Consider the following 15,333-nt stretch of genomic DNA (forward strand, 5'->3'; position numbering starts at 1 on the left):
AGGAGCATTTGCCAGCCGTATGGCCTGGACCTGGAAAATAAGTGAGAATGCGGGCCACTGGCGGCCGGCAAATCGCGCCTATCATATCCAAGAATGATCATTAGCTTAAGGCCCAAGGTGCAAATGAAACGATCTGCTTTCTTTATCTCCGATGGCACCGGCATTACCGCCGAAACCCTGGGTCAAAGCCTCCTGGCGCAGTTCGAAAACATCACCTTCAGCAAATTCACGCGGCCGTACATCGACAACGTGGATAAAGCGCGGGCCATGGTACAACAAATCAACAAAGCCGCCGAAACCGACGGCTTCCGGCCGATCATCTTCGACACCATCGTCAATCAGGACATCCGTGAGATCCTCGCCATGTCCAATGGTTTCATGATCGACATTTTCTCGACCTTCCTGGCACCGCTTGAACAGGAACTGACCGAGCATTCTTCCTACACGGTCGGCAAGTCCCATTCCATCGGCACCAACTCCAACTACATGGAGCGCATCGAAGCCGTAAACTTCGCCCTCGACAACGACGACGGCGCCCGCACGCACTATTACGACAAGGCCGACCTGATTCTGGTTGGCGTGTCACGTTGCGGCAAGACCCCGACATGCCTGTACATGGCCATGCAATTCGGCATTCGCGCGGCCAACTACCCGCTGACCGAAGACGACATGGAGCGCCTTACCCTGCCCAACGCCCTGCGCGCGCACCAGCACAAGCTGTTCGGCCTGACCATCGACCCGGACCGCCTCACCGCCATCCGCAACGAACGCAAGCCCAACAGCCGCTATTCGAGTTACGCCCAGTGCGAATTCGAAGTGCGCGAGGTGGAAAACCTGTTCCGTCGCGAGAACATTGCGCACATCAATTCGACGCATTTTTCAGTGGAAGAAATCTCCGCGAAAATCCTCGTGGAAAAAGGCGTGGAGCGACGCTTCAAGTAACTCTTTAGCGCCTGATCTATCGCATCGCGGGCAAGCCCGCTCCCACAGAGTTCTGTTGTGAATGCAACATTTGCAACAACCGAAATAACTGTGGGAGCGGGCTTGCCCGCGATTGAACGATGACTCGGAATCAGATAACAAACAAATCCACAAACCGGTTCACCGCTGTCGCCTCCAGCCGCGCCTGATCCTTGCACAGCTGAAAAATTTCGTCACAGCGCTGCGCCGTAAATCGCGTCGCCAGGTTTGCTTTGAACTTGTCCTCCAGCAATGGAATACCCTCGGCACGGCGCCGCCGATGTCCGATCGGGTACTCAACCACCACTTTCTCAGTACTCGAACCGTCCTTGAAAAACACCTGAATCGCATTGGCGATCGAGCGTTTGTCTGGCTCCAGGTATTCGCGGGTGTACTGCGGGTCTTCGACGATGATCATTTTGTCGCGCAGCACGTCAATGATCGGATGCGCCGCGTGGAAATCGTCTTCGTACTGCTCGGCCACCAGATTGCCGAAGGCCAGCGGCACGGCGGTCATGTATTGAATGCAGTGATCGCGGTCGGCCGCGTTGGCCAGCGGGCCGACCTTGGAGATGATGCGGATCGCCGATTCGTGGGTGGTGATGACGATCCGGTCGATGTCATGCAGGCGATTTCTGACCTGCGGATGTAACGTCACCGCCGCTTCGCAGGCGGTTTGCGCATGGAATTCGGCCGGAAAACTGATTTTGAACAGTACGTTTTCCATCACATAACTGCCGTACCGGCGGGAGAAACTGAAGGTGCGCCTGTCTTCGGGTTTCAGCGCCAGATCGTTGTTGGTATGGCTGAACAAGACGTCGTAGAAACCCCACTGACGGGCAGTCAGTACGCCGGGAATGCCCATTTCGCCGCGCATCGCGATATCTGCCAGACGCACGCCTCGACTGGTCGCATCACCGGCGGCCCAGGATTTGCGCGACCCGGCATTCGGTGCATGCCGATAAGTGCGCAACGCCTGGCCGTCGGCAAACGCGTGGGACAACGCTGACAGCAGTTGCTCGCGATTGGCCCCCATGAGTTTGGCGGTGACCGCGGTGGAGGCCACTTTCACCAGGATGACGTGATCAAGGCCTACGCGGTTGAAGGAGTTTTCCAGGGCAATTACGCCTTGAATCTCGTGGGCCATGATCATCGCCTCAAGCACCGCGCGGAGGGTCAGCGGCGCCTCGCCATTGGCCAGGCGTTTTTGCGACAGGTGATCCGCCACCGCGAGAATGCCGCCAAGGTTATCCGACGGGTGGCCCCATTCGGCAGCGAGCCAGGTGTCGTTGTAGTCGAGCCAGCGCACGATGCAACCGATGTCCCACGCGGCTTTGACCGGGTCCAGACGAAAACTCGTGCCCGGCACGCGGGCACCGAACGGGACGATGGTGCCTTCCACCATCGGGCCGAGGTGCTTGGTGCATTCGGGGAAACGCAGGGCCAGCAGGCCGCAGCCGAGGGTATCGATCAGACAGTGACGGGCGGTGTCCAGCGCTTCTGCGGATTCGATTTTGAAATCGAGGACGTAATCGGCGATGTCCTGCAGGACCGTGTCGTAGTCGGGTCGGTTGTTCTGGTCGACGTTGGTGCTCATGTTCGATTCACTCGTAAAGTGGTTCGGTGATGGGACCTCGGTTCAGGGGCAATCTCGATTAGTTACAACATTCTTATTGTTGAAATGCCGTCCTGTGGGAGCGGGCTTGCCCGCGATGGCGGTGTATCAGCTAACTTGGATGCCGAATGTGAAGGCCTCATCGCGGGCAAGCCCGCTCCCACAGGGTTTTGTGTTTATCTCTGGATTCGGGTTAGAAAGAATCACCCGGCACGCGAACGAACCCTTCCATCAACACCCGCGCACTGCGGCTCATGATCGCCTTGTTGACGGTCCATTCGCCGTTGACCTGGCTGGCTTCGGCGCCGACGCGCAAGGTGCCCGACGGATGCCCGAAGCGCACCGCATTGCGTTCGATGCCACCGGCCGCGAGGTTCACCAGTGTCCCGGAAATCGCCGCCGCCGTGCCGATGGCCACCGCCGCCGTGCCCATCATCGCATGGTGTAATTTGCCCATGGAAAGCGCACGTACCAACAGGTCGACATCACCCTTTGAAATCGCTTTTCCACTGGAAGAAACATACGCGGCCGGCTTGGCAACGAAGGCCACTTTTGGCGTGTGCTGACGCTTGGTCGCTTCGTCCAGATCCTTGATCAATCCCATGCGCAACGCGCCGTAGGCACGAATGGTCTCGAACATCGCCAGCGCTTTCGGATCGCTGTTGATCGCGCCTTGCAATTCAGTGCCGGTGTAGCCGATGTCTTCGGCGTTGACGAAAATCGTCGGGATGCCGGCATTGATCATGGTCGCCTTGAAGGTGCCGACGCCCGGCACTTCGAGGTCGTCCACCAGATTGCCGGTAGGGAACATCGAACCGCTACCGCCCTCTTCTTCCGCGGCCGGGTCCATGAATTCGACCTGCACTTCGGCGGCCGGAAAGGTCACGCCGTCGAGTTCGAAATCACCGGTTTCCTGGACTTCGCCGTCAGTCATCGGCACGTGGGCGATGATGGTCTTGCCGATGTTGGCCTGCCACACGCGCACCACGGCCACGCCGTTCTGCGGAATACGGCTGGCATCGACCAGGCCGTTGCTGATGGCAAACGAACCGACCGCCGCCGACAGGTTGCCGCAGTTACCGCTCCAGTCGACAAAAGGCTTGTCGATGGAGACCTGACCGAACAGGTAATCGACGTCGTGATCGGCCTTGATGCTTTTCGACAGGATCACGGTTTTGCTGGTGCTGGAGGTCGCGCCGCCCATGCCGTCGATCTGTTTGTCGTACGGGTCGGGGCTGCCGATCACGCGTAGTAACAAGGCGTCGCGCGCGGGACCGGGAATCTGTGCCGCTTCGGGCAGGTCTTTGAGGCTGAAAAACACGCCTTTGCTGGTGCCGCCGCGCATGTAGGTGGCGGGGATTTTTATCTGAGGTGCATGAGCCATGGGTGCTCCTTTATAGCGGGCAAGGGATTTGACTCCCCTGCCCGCACAGGCTGTTTTAAACGGCGACCGCCGACTCTTCGAGGAAGTCCTGGGCGAAGCGTTGCAGCACGCCGCCGGCCTCGTAGATCGACACTTCTTCGGCGGTGTCGAGGCGGCAGGTCACTGGCACTTCGACGCGCTCGCCGTTGAGCCGGTTGATCACCAGCGTCAACTGCGCACGCGGCGTGCGCTCACCGATCACGTCGTAGGTTTCACTGCCATCGATGGCCAGCGTGTGGCGATCAGTGCCCGGCAAAAACTCCAGCGGCAACACGCCCATGCCCACCAGGTTGGTGCGGTGAATGCGTTCGAAACCTTCGGCGGCAATTGCTTCGACACCGGCCAGACGCACGCCTTTCGCCGCCCAGTCCCGGGACGAACCCTGACCGTAATCGGCGCCGGCAATGATGATCAGCGGCTGCTTGCGCTCCATGTAGGTTTCGATGGCTTCCCACATGCGCATCACTTGGCCTTCCGGCTCGACGCGGGCCAGCGAACCCTGTTTGACCTTGCCATTTTCCCGGACCATTTCGTTGAACAGTTTCGGGTTGGCGAAGGTGGCGCGTTGCGCAGTCAAGTGGTCGCCGCGGTGGGTGGCGTAGGAGTTGAAGTCCTCTTCCGGCAAGCCCATTTTCGCCAGGTATTCGCCAGCAGCGCTGTCGAGCATGATTGCGTTCGAGGGCGACAAGTGATCAGTGGTGATGTTGTCCGGCAGCACCGCCAGCGGGCGCATGCCCTTGAGCGGACGAGCGCCGGCCAGCGCGCCTTCCCAGTACGGCGGACGACGAATGTAAGTGCTCATCTCGCGCCAGTCGTACAGCGGCGTCACCTTCGGACCGGTGTCTTCGTGGATGGCGAACATCGGGATGTACACCTGACGGAACTGCTCCGGTTTGACCGAGGCCTTGACCACTGCGTCGATTTCTTCATCGCTCGGCCAGATGTCCTTCAGGCGGATTTCCTTGCCGTCCGCGTCCAGGCCCAACACGTCTTTTTCGATGTCGAAACGGATGGTCCCGGCAATGGCGTAAGCGACCACCAACGGCGGCGAGGCGAGGAATGCATTCTTGGCGTACGGATGAATCCGCCCGTCGAAGTTGCGGTTGCCCGAAAGCACAGCGGTGGCGTACAGATCGCGGTCGATGATCTCTTGCTGGATCACCGGATCGAGTGCGCCGGACATGCCGTTGCAGGTGGTGCAGGCGAACGCGACGACGCCGAAACCGAGTTGCTCGAGTTCGTCGGTCAACCCCGCTTCATCGAGGTACAACGCCACGGTTTTCGAACCCGGCGCCAGGGACGATTTGACCCACGGCTTGCGGGTCAGACCGAGCTTGTTCGCGTTGCGCGCCAGCAGGCCGGCGGCGATGACGTTGCGCGGGTTGCTGGTGTTGGTGCAACTGGTGATGGCGGCGATGATCACCGCGCCGTCCGGCATCTGGCCCGGCACGTCGTCCCACTGACCGGAGATGCCTTGCGCCGCGAGATCGGAGGTCGCGACCCGGGCGTGCGGATTGCTCGGTCCCGCCATATTGCGCACCACCGAGGACAGATCGAAGGTCAAGCCGCGCTCGTATTGCGCGCCCTTCAGGCTGTCGGCCCACAGGCCCGTGGTCTTGGCGTAGTGCTCGACCAGCTGCACTTGCTCGTCTTCGCGGCCGGTGAGTTTGAGGTAGTCGATGGTCTGCTGATCGATGTAGAACATCGCCGCCGTAGCGCCGTATTCCGGTGCCATATTGGAGATGGTTGCGCGGTCGCCGAGGGTCAGCCTGGAGGCGCCTTCGCCGAAGAACTCCAGCCACGCGCCAACGACTTTTTGCTTGCGCAGGAATTCGGTCAGCGCCAGCACCATGTCGGTGGCAGTGATGCCCGGTTGCAGCTTGCCGGTGAGCTCGACACCGACGCTTTCCGGCAGGCGCATCCACGAGGCGCGGCCGAGCATGACGCTTTCGGCTTCGAGGCCGCCGACGCCGATGGCGATCACGCCCAACGCATCGACGTGCGGGGTGTGACTGTCGGTGCCAACGCAGGTGTCGGGGAATGCCACGCCGTCGCGCACCTGGATCACCGGAGACATTTTCTCCAGGTTGATCTGGTGCATGATGCCGTTGCCCGGCGGGATCACATCAACGTTTTTGAAAGCCTTTTTGGTCCAGTTGATGAAGTGGAAACGGTCTTCGTTACGACGGTCTTCGATGGCGCGGTTTTTCTCGAACGCCTCAGGATCGAAGCCACCGCGCTCGACGGCCAGGGAGTGGTCGACGATCAATTGCGTCGGCACCACCGGGTTCACCTGCGCCGGGTCACCACCTTGCAACGCGATGGCGTCACGCAGGCCGGCGAGGTCGACCAGTGCGGTCTGGCCGAGAATGTCATGGCATACCACACGCGCCGGGAACCACGGGAAATCGAGGTCGCGTTTGCGCTCGATGAATTGCTTCAGGGATTCGGTGAGCGTGGCCGGGTCGCAGCGACGCACGAGGTTTTCCGCCAGCACGCGGGAGGTGTACGGCAGAGTGTCGTAGGCGCCGGGCTGAATGGCTTCGACCGCCGCACGGACGTCGAAGTAATCCAGGTGGCTGCCGGGCAGCGGTTTGCGGAATTCAGTGTTCATCGGTCAGGACTCGGTCACGGTGATTGCAAATGGAGGCGCTTGGCTCCGGGCTTGAATTCAACACAATCCACTGTGGGAGCGAGCTTGCTCGCGATAGCGGTCGGTCAGCCGACATCAATGTCGGATGTGACTCAGTCATCGCGAGCAAGCTCGCTCCCACAGGGATCTGCGTTTAACTCAGATCCCGGTGCGGGCCCCCACCATTCAGCGTTGTTCGATTGGCACGAACTTGCGCTGTTCGACGCCGGTGTATTCGGCGCTCGGGCGGATGATGCGGTTGTTGGCACGTTGTTCGAACACATGCGCCGCCCACCCGGTCAGGCGCGAGCAGACGAAAATCGGCGTGAACAACTTGGTCGGAATGCCCATGAAGTGGTACGTCGACGCATGGTAGAAGTCGGCGTTCGGGAACAGCTTCTTCTGCTCCCACATGGTCTTGTCGATGGCTTCGGAAACCGGGAACAACACGGTGTCACCGACTTCGTCAGCGAGCTTTTTCGACCAGCCCTTGATCACCTCGTTGCGCGGATCGTTGTCCTTATAGATCGCGTGCCCGAAGCCCATGATCTTGTCCTTGCGTTCCAGCATGCCGAGGGTGCCTTTGATCGCCTCTTCCGGCGAGCTGAAGCGCTCGATCATTTCCATCGCCGCTTCGTTGGCGCCGCCGTGCAACGGACCGCGCAGGGAACCGATGGCCGCGGTGATGCAGGAGTACAGATCGGACAGGGTCGATGCACACACCCGAGCGGTGAAGGTCGAAGCGTTGAACTCGTGTTCCGCGTAGAGGATCAGCGAAACGTTCATCACTTTGACGTGCAGGTCGCTCGGTTTCTTGTCGTGCAGCAAGTGCAGGAAGTGGCCGCCGATGGACTGTTCGTCGCTCACGCAGCTGATGCGTTTGCCGTCGTGGCTGAAGCGATACCAGTAGCACATGATCGCCGGAAAAGCGGCCAGCAGGCGGTCGGTTTTGTCGTGCTGTTCGGAGAAGTCTTTCTCCGGCTCCAGATTGCCCAGGAACGAGCAACCGGTGCGCATCACGTCCATCGGGTGGGCGTCGGCGGGAATGCGTTCCAGCACTTCTTTCAGCGCTTGCGGCAGGTCGCACAGCTTGCTCAATTTGCTCACGTACGCGGCGAGCTGTGCTTGGGTCGGCAGTTCGCCGTACAGCAGCAGGTAAGCAACTTCTTCGAACTGGGCGTCAGCCGCCAGGTCGCGAACGTCGTAGCCGCGATAGGTCAGCCCGGCGCCCGACTGGCCCACGGTGGACAGTGCGGTTTGCCCGGCAACCTGGCCACGGAGCCCGGCGCCACTGAGTACTTTTGCTTCGGCCATTGCTGTCTCCAATCTTGAATTTGTTAGGGAAACCTGTAGGAGCGAGCTTGCTCGCGAAAAACATCAAATCGCCGCGGGGCATCAGGTTTCCCGCGTTATCGTTGACGACCATCGCGAGCAAGCTCGCTCCTACAATTAAGGGGTTGCATTACTTCTTCGCGGCGAACAACGCATCAAGCTTCTGCTCGAAGGTGTGGTAGTCAATGCGATCGTAAAGCTCCATGCGCGTCTGCATGGTGTCGATCACGTTCTGTTGCGTGCCGTCGCGGCGGATTGCGGTGTAGACGCTTTCCGCCGCTTTGTTCATCGCGCGGAAAGCCGACAATGGGTATAGCACCAGCGACACGTCGGCACCGGCCAACTGCTCAGTGGTGTACAGCGGCGTTGCGCCGAACTCGGTGATGTTGGCCAGGATCGGCGCTTTCACGCGGCTGGCGAACAGCTTGTACATCTCCAGTTCGGTGATGGCTTCCGGGAAGATCATGTCAGCACCGGCTTCGATGCACGCGGCGGCGCGATCCAGTGCAGACTCCAGACCTTCAACGGCGAGGGCGTCGGTGCGGGCCATGATCACGAAGCTGTCATCGGTGCGCGCATCAACAGCCGCCTTGATCCGGTCGACCATTTCCTGCAGCGAGACGATCTCTTTGTTAGGGCGGTGACCGCAGCGCTTGGCGCCGACCTGGTCTTCGATGTGAATCGCCGCCGCGCCGAACTTGATCATCGATTTGACGGTGCGCGCAACGTTGAACGCCGAGGAACCGAAACCGGTGTCCACGTCCACCAGCAGCGGCAGGTCGCAGACGTCGGTGATGCGGCGCACGTCAGTCAGCACGTCATCGAGGCTGGTGATGCCCAGGTCCGGCACGCCGAGGGAGCCGGCAGCAACGCCGCCGCCAGACAGGTAAATAGCCTTGAAACCGGCGCGCTTGGCCAGCAGCGCGTGGTTGGCGTTGATCGCGCCGACCACTTGCAGCGGATGTTCGCTGGCGACCGCATCGCGGAAACGCTGGCCTGGAGTGCTCTTGTTGGAACTCATGACTCACCTCGTTCAGTGGCTGTCGGGTTAGCGCCGTCCTGATAGTGACGGGCGATATTGCGTTTGGAGGCGCCGATGTGACGGCGCATCAACAACTCGGCCAGTTCGCCGTCACGGTCGGCGATGGCATCGAGAATCCGGTGGTGCTCGGCAAAAGCCTGGCGCGGGCGATTGGGCGTGGTGGAAAACTGGATGCGGTACATGCGCACCAATTGATAGAGCTCGCCGCAGAGCATCTGCGTCAGGGTGCGGTTGCCGCTGCCCTGGATGATTCGGTAATGGAAGTCGAAATCACCTTCCTGCTGGTAATAGCCGACACCGGCCTGAAACGCGGCGTCGCGCTCGTGGGTTTCGAGGACCCGGCGCAGTTCGTCGATCTCTTCGACGGTCATGCGTTCGGCCGCCAGCCGGCAGGCCATGCCTTCGAGGGATTCGCGGATTTCGTAGAGTTCCACCAGTTCGGCGTGGTTGAGCGACACCACTCGCGCACCGACGTGCGGTATGCGCACCAGCAGGCGCTGGCCTTCCAGGCGGTGGATCGCTTCGCGCAGCGGGCCACGACTGATGCCGTAGGTGCGCGCCAGTTCGGGCTCGGAGATCTTGCTGCCCGGGGCGATCTCGCCTTTGACGATGGCCGCCTGAATGCGCCGGAAAACGTTCTCGGAGAGTGTTTCCGAATCGTCTTGGGCTATGACCGGGGGATCGAGTTGATCCAGCATATTGTCGACACCTTGGAAGCTGATGCGGCAAAAACTAGCGAATACAGGGGAAATAGTCAAAGGATAATTAGGTATTGTCGACAATCGTCTGATAACCGGCAGCACCTGACGAAGCTGCCCCTCTGCTCATTGCCGTCTCCCGGCGCTGGCGCCATAAAACCACCGTGCTAGAATGCCGCCCGCATTTGTTTGTGACATCTGCACTGCCTGTCATAAACAGTTGCCAGGCATACGAAGGAGCTTGCGCAGCGATGCCAGGGCCTTGAATCGATACACGGACCGCTGCGCACCAGGATTTATGAGACTCAAGCCCTTCCCCACCTTTCTATATCTGCTCTGCCTGCCCGGTGTCGCCGCCGCCGGGGAAAAGACCGTGTACGGCCTCAACGAATACGCCTCGCTGGGCGGCATCAACCTGGAAGTCGCCGCCAAACTCGACACCGGAGCGAAAACCGCGTCCCTGAGCGCCCGCGACATCAAACGCTTCAAACGCAATGGCGAGTCCTGGGTGCGCTTCTACCTGGCCATCGACGCCGCGCACTCGCACCCGATCGAACGACCCTTGGCCCGCGTCAGCAAAATCAAGCGCCGTGCCGGCGATTACGATCCGGAAGAAGGCAAGAAGTACACCGCCCGTCCGGTGATCGAGCTGGATATCTGCATGGGTTCGGCATTACGCAGCATCGAAGTGAACCTAACTGACCGAAGCGCTTTCCAATATCCGCTCCTGATCGGCTCCGAAGCGCTCAAACGCTTTGATGCGCTGGTCGACCCAAGTCTTAAATACGCTGCTGGCAAACCCGCCTGCGCCACCGACGCACATACCGCAGAGTAATTCCAATGCGCGCTCTTACCCTTCATCTGAAAATGCTGATCGCCATCCTGGTGGTGCTGGGCATTTCAGTTACGGCCTATCAGATTTTCGTGCTCGGCATTCCCGTGACCGAAGACGCCACCGACGACTTGTGGAACATCGACGCCAAGGTCGAGTTCGTCGCCAGTAGCAAGGACCCGGTCAAGATCCAGATGTTCGTGCCACCGCTGAGCCGCGATTACGTCAGCCTCAACGAGAGTTTCATCTCCAATAACTACGGCGTCGCCGTGAACCGTGTCGACGGCAACCGCAAGGTCACCTGGTCGGCACGTCGGGCCAAGGGCAACCAGACCCTTTATTACCGCCTGGTGCTGACCAAACGCTACACCGGCGAAAAATCCAAGGTCAAAGGCCCGACCTTCCGCGACAGCATCGCCGTCGAAGGCGCGGAAAAAGTCGCCGCCGAAGCCTTGCTCGCGCCGATCCGCCAACACTCTGCCGACGTCGAAACCTTCATCGGCGAAGCGATCAAGCGGGTCAACAATGTCAATGACGACAACGTGAAGCTGTTACTGGCCGGCGATCCGTCCAGCGGGCACAAAGCCAAGATCGTTGAACTGGTGCTGTCCATCGCCCACGTGCCGGTGGAAAAGGTCCATACCATTCGTCTGGTTGCCGACCAGCCGCAAACTCCTGAACTCTGGCTGCGCAGTTTCAACGGCGCAGACTGGCTCTACTTCAACCCGGAAACCGGCGAGCAAGGTCTGCCCACCGACCGCCTGCTGTGGTGGACCGGCGACGAAAACCTGATCACCGTCGATGGCGGCAAGAAAGCCAATGTCACGTTCAGTATGAACAACAGTGAAATGAACGCGATTCGCCTGGCCAAGCTGACCGACGAAAACACCGACGCCAATTTCCTCGAGTACTCGCTGTACGGCTTGCCACTGCAAACCCAGCAGACGTTCATGATCATGGTGATGATCCCGATCGGCGTGCTGGTGATCCTGATCCTGCGCAACCTGATCGGCTTGCAGACACTCGGCACCTTCACCCCGGTGCTGATCGCCCTGGCCTTCCGTGAAACCCAGCTGGGGTTTGGCATCGTGCTGTTCACCGTCATCACGGCGCTGGGGCTGTCACTGCGCTCCTACCTTGAGCACCTGAAGTTGCAAATGCTGCCGCGGTTGTCGGTGGTGCTGACGTTCGTGGTGGTGTTGATTGCGGCGATCAGCCTGTTCAGCCACAAGCTCGGCCTGGAACGCGGCTTGTCCGTGGCGCTGTTCCCGATGGTGATTCTGACCATGACCATTGAACGCCTGTCGATCACCTGGGAAGAACGCGGTTCCGGGCATGCGATGAAGGTGGCCATCGGCACGCTGTTCGCCGCCTCCCTGGCGCACTTGATCATGAGCGTGCCGGAACTGGTGTACTTCGTGTTCACCTTCCCGGCGATCCTGCTGATTCTGGTGGGCTTCATGCTGGCGATGGGGCGTTATCGCGGTTACCGCCTGACTGAACTGGTGCGCTTCAAGGCTTTCCTGAAGAAGGCTGACGCCTGATGTTCGGCTTCTGGAAAACCTGGAAGGCCCTGGAAGCCCGGGGCATCATGGGGATCAATCGGCGCAACGCGGACTACGTGCTCAAGTACAACAAGCGCAGCCTGTACCCGATTGTCGATGACAAGATCATCACCAAGGAACGCGCGATCACCGCCGGCATTCATGTGCCGGAACTGTATGGCGTAATTTCCACCGAGAAGGAAATCGACAAGCTCGACGAGATCATCGGCGGCCGCAGCGATTTCGTGATCAAACCGGCCCAGGGCGCCGGTGGCGATGGCATTATTGTGGTGGCCGACCGGTTCGAGGGGCGCTATCGCACGGTGTCCGGCAAGATCATCAGCCATGAGGAAATCGAGCACCATGTCTCGAGCATCCTCACCGGCCTGTATTCCCTGGGCGGTCATCGTGACCGCGCGCTGATCGAATACCGCGTGATCCCCGACCAGATCTTCAAAAGCATCAGCTACGAAGGTGTACCGGACATTCGCATCATCGTGCTGATGGGCTATCCGGTAATGGCGATGCTGCGCTTGCCGACCCGCCAGTCCGGCGGCAAGGCCAACCTGCACCAGGGCGCCATCGGCGTCGGTGTCGACCTCGCCACCGGCCTGACCCTGCGCGGCACCTGGCTGAACAACATCATCACTAAACATCCGGACACCACCAACGCGGTAGACGGCGTGCAATTGCCCTACTGGGACGGCTTCATGAAACTCGCCGCCGGCTGCTACGAGCTGTGCGGGCTGGGCTATATCGGTGTCGACATGGTGCTGGACCAGGAGAAAGGCCCGCTGATTCTCGAGCTCAACGCCCGGCCGGGGTTGAACATCCAGATTGCCAATGATTGCGGACTGACGTTGCGAACCCACGCGGTCGAAGCCCGGCTGGATGAGCTAAAGGCTCGCGGCGTGACCGAAACCGTTGAAGAACGCGTGGCGTTCGTGCAGGAAATGTTCGGGCATATTCCACCGGTTGAGGGCTGACTTGTGGTGAGGGGATTTATCCCCGTTGGGCTGCGCAGCGGCCCCAGAATCAGGCCTGCTGCGCAGTCCAACGGGGTGGTGCGGCAATCCGATAAATCCCCTCGCCACAAATGTCTCACTAGTGACTCCCAACTTGCCCGACAACGACATCCCCTCTAGGCCCAATTCCCGGAGAAGACTACAATCGCCACCCCGCCTCGATGGCTGATCCGCCCCGCCCATGCTGACCTGCTCCGTACACCCGCTACCTTATCGCGCTAACCCCGCCGACTATTTCGCGGCCATTCGTCATGCCCCCGGCGCCGTGTTGCTCGACAGTGGCCGGCCGACTGCCGATCGCGGTCGCTATGATGTGCTCAGCGCCTGGCCAATCGAGCAACTGACAGTCAAGCCTGACGAAAGTGGCGGCCATTTCCTGCAACGCCTGCGCGACACTCTGACACGACTCGGTAAAGCGACTGTCCCGTTTGATCTGCCCTTCGCCGGCGGCCTGATGGGTTACCTGAGCTACGACTTCGGTCGGCATCTGGAACACCTGCCGAGCCAGGCGCGGGACGATCTGCAGTTGCCCGATGCGCGTTTCGGCTTGTACGACTGGGCGTTGATCAGCGATCACCAGGTGGCGACCAGTCAGTTGGTATTCCACCCGTCGCTGAGCGGCAGCGAACGTCACCGTTTGATTGCGCTGTTCAGTCAGCCCGGGGTTGAACCGATCGAGCCGTTCAAACTGAAAGCGCCGATGAGCGCCGACCTCAGCGCTGACGAGTATCGCCAGGCGATAGAACGGATTCATCACTACATTCAGGCCGGCGATTGTTACCAGGTCAACTTCGCCCAGCGCTTCCGCGCCGAATGCGCGGGCGATCCATGGGCCGCTTACTGCGCGTTGCGCGCTGCGTGCCCGACACCGTTCTCCGGTTTCCAGAGCTTGCCCGAAGGCGGAGCAGTGCTGAGCCTGTCGCCGGAGCGCTTCGTCAAAGTCAGCAACCGTCATGTGGAAACCCGCCCGATCAAAGGCACGCGCCCTCGCGGCCTGACCGCTGCCGAAGATGCAGCGAACGCCGCCGAATTGTTGGCCAGCCCGAAGGACCGTGCGGAAAACCTGATGATCGTCGATTTGCTGCGCAACGACCTCGGCCGCACTTGCCGCATCGGCTCGGTGCAGGTGCCGGAGTTGTTCAGCCTGGAAAGTTACCCGAACGTGCATCATCTGGTGAGCAGCGTGACCGGTGAACTGGCGGATGACCGCGATGCGCTGGACCTGATCGCCGGCAGCTTCCCCGGTGGCTCGATTACCGGCGCGCCGAAGATTCGTGCGATGCAGATCATTGATGAACTGGAACCGACCCGGCGTGGCTTGTATTGCGGTTCGTTGCTGTATCTGGACGTGCGCGGCGAGATGGACAGCTCGATTGCGATCCGCAGTTTGCTGGTGAAAGATGGGCAGGTGTGTTGCTGGGGCGGCGGCGGCATCGTCGCCGATTCCGAATGGGAAGCCGAATATCAGGAATCGATCACCAAAGTGAAAGTGCTGCTCGATACCCTGAAAAACCTGTAGGAGCTGCCGAAGGCTGCGATCTTTGGATCTTGTCTTTAAAAAAATAGAGTCAAAAGATCGCAGCCTGCGGCAGCTCCTACGGGGTATGGGGCTATAGGCTCAACGCGCGGTTAGAGGCCTTGATGAATTCCTGCTTCAACTCCTCAAACGTATGCACCGCTGGAAACTGCGGGAACTCGCGGATCACATTGTCCGGCGCATGGAACAGAATCCCTGCGTCCGCTTCACCCAGCATCGTCGTATCGTTGTAGGAATCCCCCGCCGCAATCACCCGGTAATACAGGCTCTTGAACGCAAGAACCGACTGCCGCTTCGGATCTTTCTGACGCAATTGATAGCTCGTCACCCGCCCGGAATCGTCGGTAATCAGACGATGGCAGAGCAACGTCGGAAAGCCCAGCTGACGCATCAGCGGCTGGGAAAACTCGTAGAACGTGTCCGACAGGATCACCACCTGAAAGCGTTCGCGCAGCCAGTTGACGAACTCGACGGCGCCCTCCAGCGGCTTGAGCGTGGCGATCACTTCCTGGATGTCGGTGAGCTTCAGGCCGTGCTCGTCGAGAATCCGCAGGCGCTGCTTCATCAGCACGTCGTAGTCGGGAATGTCCCGGGTGGTGGCCCTGAGGGATTCGATCCCGGTTTTTTCGGCGAACGCGATCCAGATTTCCGGGACCAGTACACCTTCAAGATCCAGACAGGCAATTTCCACAA

The 15,333-nt window shown here is 60.2% G+C and carries 12 protein-coding genes; 5 read left to right on the top strand and 7 right to left on the bottom strand.

The window, feature by feature from the left end; translation table 11 throughout:
- The first annotated feature begins 123 nt into the window (after positions 1-123).
- Positions 124-942, top strand: coding sequence for a pyruvate, water dikinase regulatory protein (locus F8N62_RS16680; RefSeq protein WP_150711694.1), 819 nt, complete (start codon positions 124-126; stop codon positions 940-942).
- Positions 943-1,072: 130 nt separating this feature from the next.
- On the opposite strand, the gene prpD is transcribed toward F8N62_RS16680, so the two are convergent.
- The 6 genes from prpD to F8N62_RS16715 form a co-directional block, all read right to left on the bottom strand.
- Positions 1,073-2,557 (bottom strand): 2-methylcitrate dehydratase, encoded by a 1,485-nt coding sequence (prpD, locus tag F8N62_RS16685; RefSeq protein WP_150711695.1) that lies wholly within the window; start codon positions 2,555-2,557, stop codon positions 1,073-1,075.
- Between the two features lie 211 nt (positions 2,558-2,768).
- A complete protein-coding gene (prpF, locus tag F8N62_RS16695) occupies positions 2,769-3,959 on the bottom strand; it encodes a 2-methylaconitate cis-trans isomerase PrpF (RefSeq protein WP_150711696.1) in 1,191 nt (396 codons plus the stop codon).
- Between the two features lie 55 nt (positions 3,960-4,014).
- On the bottom strand, positions 4,015-6,612 hold the full coding sequence (acnD, locus tag F8N62_RS16700) for a Fe/S-dependent 2-methylisocitrate dehydratase AcnD (RefSeq protein WP_150711697.1): 2,598 nt from the start codon (positions 6,610-6,612) through the stop codon (positions 4,015-4,017).
- Between the two features lie 204 nt (positions 6,613-6,816).
- A complete protein-coding gene (prpC, locus tag F8N62_RS16705) occupies positions 6,817-7,944 on the bottom strand; it encodes a 2-methylcitrate synthase (RefSeq protein WP_150711698.1) in 1,128 nt (375 codons plus the stop codon).
- 148 nt (positions 7,945-8,092) lie between these two features.
- Positions 8,093-8,983, bottom strand: a complete 891-nt coding sequence (prpB, locus tag F8N62_RS16710; RefSeq protein WP_150711699.1) for a methylisocitrate lyase — start codon at positions 8,981-8,983, stop codon at positions 8,093-8,095.
- Positions 8,980-9,699, bottom strand: a complete 720-nt coding sequence (locus tag F8N62_RS16715) for a GntR family transcriptional regulator (protein WP_191632395.1) — start codon at positions 9,697-9,699, stop codon at positions 8,980-8,982. Before F8N62_RS16715 ends, prpB begins: the two co-directional genes overlap by 4 nt.
- A 301-nt stretch (positions 9,700-10,000) precedes the next feature.
- Between F8N62_RS16715 and F8N62_RS16720 the strand changes: the two genes are divergently transcribed.
- The 4 genes from F8N62_RS16720 (at position 10,001) to pabB (ending at position 14,622) form a co-directional block, all read left to right on the top strand.
- On the top strand, positions 10,001-10,537 hold the full coding sequence (locus F8N62_RS16720; protein ID WP_150711701.1) for an ATP-dependent zinc protease: 537 nt from the start codon (positions 10,001-10,003) through the stop codon (positions 10,535-10,537).
- A 5-nt stretch (positions 10,538-10,542) separates the two neighbouring features.
- Complete coding sequence (locus F8N62_RS16725) at positions 10,543-12,078, top strand: inactive transglutaminase family protein (protein ID WP_150711702.1); 1,536 nt, start codon at positions 10,543-10,545, stop codon at positions 12,076-12,078.
- Positions 12,078-13,064, top strand: a complete 987-nt coding sequence (locus tag F8N62_RS16730; RefSeq protein ID WP_150711703.1) for an alpha-L-glutamate ligase-like protein — start codon at positions 12,078-12,080, stop codon at positions 13,062-13,064. Before F8N62_RS16725 ends, F8N62_RS16730 begins: the two co-directional genes overlap by 1 nt.
- A 220-nt stretch (positions 13,065-13,284) precedes the next feature.
- Positions 13,285-14,622 carry an aminodeoxychorismate synthase component I gene (gene pabB, locus F8N62_RS16735; RefSeq protein WP_150711704.1) on the top strand — a complete coding sequence of 446 codons (1,338 nt, stop codon included), beginning with the start codon at positions 13,285-13,287 and terminating at the stop codon, positions 14,620-14,622.
- Positions 14,623-14,713: 91 nt separating this feature from the next.
- Here pabB and thrH read toward each other — a convergent pair whose 3' ends face one another.
- Positions 14,714-15,331 carry a bifunctional phosphoserine phosphatase/homoserine phosphotransferase ThrH gene (thrH, locus tag F8N62_RS16740; protein ID WP_150711705.1) on the bottom strand — a complete coding sequence of 206 codons (618 nt, stop codon included), beginning with the start codon at positions 15,329-15,331 and terminating at the stop codon, positions 14,714-14,716.
- Positions 15,332-15,333 lie beyond the last annotated feature (2 nt).

The sequence above is a fragment of the Pseudomonas fluorescens genome, assembly GCF_902497785.1.
GTDB lineage: Bacteria > Pseudomonadota > Gammaproteobacteria > Pseudomonadales > Pseudomonadaceae > Aquipseudomonas > Aquipseudomonas fluorescens_BO.

Coding starts and splice junctions, on each gene's coding strand:
- acnD (WP_150711697.1), bottom strand. CDS start 6,612: ATGAACACTGAATTCCGCAAACCGCTGCCCGGCAGCCACCTGGATTAC.
- F8N62_RS16680 (WP_150711694.1), top strand. CDS start 124: ATGAAACGATCTGCTTTCTTTATCTCCGATGGCACCGGCATTACCGCC.
- F8N62_RS16720 (WP_150711701.1), top strand. CDS start 10,001: ATGAGACTCAAGCCCTTCCCCACCTTTCTATATCTGCTCTGCCTGCCC.
- F8N62_RS16730 (WP_150711703.1), top strand. CDS start 12,078: ATGTTCGGCTTCTGGAAAACCTGGAAGGCCCTGGAAGCCCGGGGCATC.
- prpD (WP_150711695.1), bottom strand. CDS start 2,557: ATGAGCACCAACGTCGACCAGAACAACCGACCCGACTACGACACGGTC.
- prpC (WP_150711698.1), bottom strand. CDS start 7,944: ATGGCCGAAGCAAAAGTACTCAGTGGCGCCGGGCTCCGTGGCCAGGTT.
- prpF (WP_150711696.1), bottom strand. CDS start 3,959: ATGGCTCATGCACCTCAGATAAAAATCCCCGCCACCTACATGCGCGGC.
- prpB (WP_150711699.1), bottom strand. CDS start 8,983: ATGAGTTCCAACAAGAGCACTCCAGGCCAGCGTTTCCGCGATGCGGTC.
- pabB (WP_150711704.1), top strand. CDS start 13,285: ATGCTGACCTGCTCCGTACACCCGCTACCTTATCGCGCTAACCCCGCC.
- F8N62_RS16725 (WP_150711702.1), top strand. CDS start 10,543: ATGCGCGCTCTTACCCTTCATCTGAAAATGCTGATCGCCATCCTGGTG.